Origin of the sequence: Sunxiuqinia rutila (genome assembly GCF_050589705.1) — a bacterium.
In the GTDB taxonomy this organism is placed as follows: Bacteria; Bacteroidota; Bacteroidia; order Bacteroidales; family Prolixibacteraceae; genus Sunxiuqinia; species Sunxiuqinia rutila.
In genome coordinates, this window is sequence record NZ_JBNGOT010000032.1 from 1 (window position 1) to 2,449 (window position 2,449).

The following is a 2,449-nucleotide window of genomic DNA, read 5'->3' on the forward strand; positions in this document are numbered from 1 at the left end:
AACTTTTCTTTTACCATATCATGTAAATTTTAAAACATTCATTTTTGTTTACATGACACAGTTAGTTGAACACTCTCGACTCGACTTACCTTCGGGGTGACTGCAGTCGGTTCTGACCTGACTCAATTCATCCAAAAGGTGACTACAGTCGGTAAAAAGATGCGAAGAGTCACCTCCAAGCTGACTGAAGTCAGTTCCCGCATGACTTGAGTTACCTCCAAACAAACTGCAGTCGGCAAAAACAGGCAACAAGTCACCAAAATGGGAACTGTAGTCGGGTTACCAAAAAGGGAGCAGAGGAGACAGGCAGAAGAAGAAGGTACGAGGTCACGAACGTGTGAACTCACGCTTAGTCTGAGTATCTGAACATCCGAGAATCTGACAATCAATTATTAATTGAAAGGTTAAAGAATCAAGGAGAAAGGTTAAAGGAGGAAGCCAATAAAACTTATTCTCATTGAACCATGCGCGGGTGGTTGGATTTCCTTCTCTTCTCGAAGGGAAGGTGTCCCGGTAACCGGGACGGATGGGTAAGAATCAAGCACGAAGGCACGAAGGCACGAAGGCACGAGGTCACGAACGCACGAACTCACGCACAACCAGATATCTGAGTATCTGAACATCAATTTTTCACCGCTAAGAACGCAGAGGCTTGAAAAGGTTAAAGGAGGAAGCCAATAAACCTTACGCAGGATGGGGTAAGAATCAGGCAGAAAGGCAGTAGTAAATAGGCAGAAGACGAAGGTTGAGAAACAGAGGACAAACGAATAAACAGGAAATGCAAAAATCCCACTGCTGGTGCAGTTTCGAATTGTGCTTTAACCTTTGGTTGAAAACTTATGGCCAGCTGACCGGAACACCCGACTTCGTCTAACCAGTGGCTCAATGCTTGCCCTGCCTGCCACTTAAATCACTTCTGGTTATTTCCTGCCGGGTTTTATTCTACTTGTTCTTCCTGCTTGCTCTTTACCAATGTACGCTCTAAAAGGGTTGTGTAAATTGGCTTATTTCCAAAAAGGGTTGTAAATACAGAGGCGGTAACTGTAGCAATTATTAATGGTAAAATCAATTCATAGTTTGACGTCATTTCAACAGCCAGCACTAATCCTGTAAGGGGTGCTCTGACAGTTGCTGCAAAAATGCCTGCCATACCGGCAATCGCAAAAACACCCGGATGAGCAATTAAATTGGGAAAATAGTTTTGCATGATTATTCCGAACACGACTCCTAAAATAACGCCAAGTGTAAGCACGGGTAAAAAAATGCCTCCGGGTACTCCGGAACTATAGCTGAAAAAGGATAATAACATTCTTGCAACAAATAGAAACAACAGGAAAGATAAAGGAAATGAATTATCGAGGACTTTGGTAATTGTTTCGTAGCCGCCACCGATCATGTCGGCGGAAAAGATACCGATTAAGGCGATGACTAATCCTACAAAAACTCCGGTATAAATTACTGGCATTTTAAGGGCGAATTGAAAAAAATCCAACGATAAAATAAGAAGCTTATTATAGAGGTAGCCGATAACACTACATAATAAACCCAGAATTATAAATAGCCATAATCCAAAGAGGTCCGGACTAGGAAAAACCATCATTTGTATAATGGGCTTAGATTCAACCAAGACGTGAACAATAAAATCGGCTGTTCCCGCTCCAATCATAATCGCCGCTGCTGAATAGAAATTAAACTTAAAATGGCCGTGCATTTCTTCAATAACAAAAATAATACCCGCAAAAGGTGCATTAAAAGCACTGGCAAGCCCTGCTGCAGCACCAGCAGAAACCAATGGGTTATTTTCAATATCTGATTGCCCTAAGGTGTCTTTAACCATTTTACCAATATTGGCACCCAACTGAACCGTCGGCCCTTCGCGCCCCAACAACAAGCCACTGCCCAAGGAAAATAACGAAGCAATAAATTTTATTGGTATTACTCTTTTCCAACGCATGGGACGTATCCCGTCTAAGGCCCCCTCTATTTCCTGAACGCCACTTCCTGCTGCTTCAGGTGCAAATTTCCGAACCAGAAATAAGGCAATACTTATTCCAGTAATTGCAAACAAAACAGGCCATAGCCAACTTATAAATCCCGCGTTGCCTGCATGTTCAAATAAGGTAAGCCTGAAACCTTCAATATAGCTAAGTGTAATTCTAAAAATGGAACCAACAAGTCCTACAATAAGCCCTATTAACAGCGCATAGAACAATAGCCTGAAATGCCTGGTGTTCTCATAAACCGATCGTTGATATTCATTAGGAAATGCATTAAGCTTTATCATAAATCAGCTGATTTTATTCTTGTTCCAAGCTCGATGAAACGCAAGTTCTATTCCTTGAATAATCATTCCCGCTTCCATCACTGAAAGAGAGAGTGTTCAATAAACTGTGTCATGTAAACAAAAATGAATGTTTTAAAATTTACATGATATGGTAAAAGAAAAGTT

At 41.4% G+C, this 2,449-nt stretch carries 1 protein-coding gene; it reads right to left on the reverse strand.

Annotated elements, in window-relative coordinates:
* Positions 1-937: 937 nt before the first annotated feature.
* On the reverse strand, positions 938-2,284 hold the full coding sequence (clcA, locus tag ACRD6K_RS19955) for a H(+)/Cl(-) exchange transporter ClcA (RefSeq protein WP_430974670.1): 1,347 nt from the start codon (positions 2,282-2,284) through the stop codon (positions 938-940).
* Between the last annotated feature and the right edge of the window lie 165 nt (positions 2,285-2,449).

Excerpts from the sequence above, each read along its gene's own strand:
- clcA (WP_430974670.1), bottom strand. The coding sequence starts at position 2,284 with ATGATAAAGCTTAATGCATTTCCTAATGAATATCAACGATCGGTTTAT.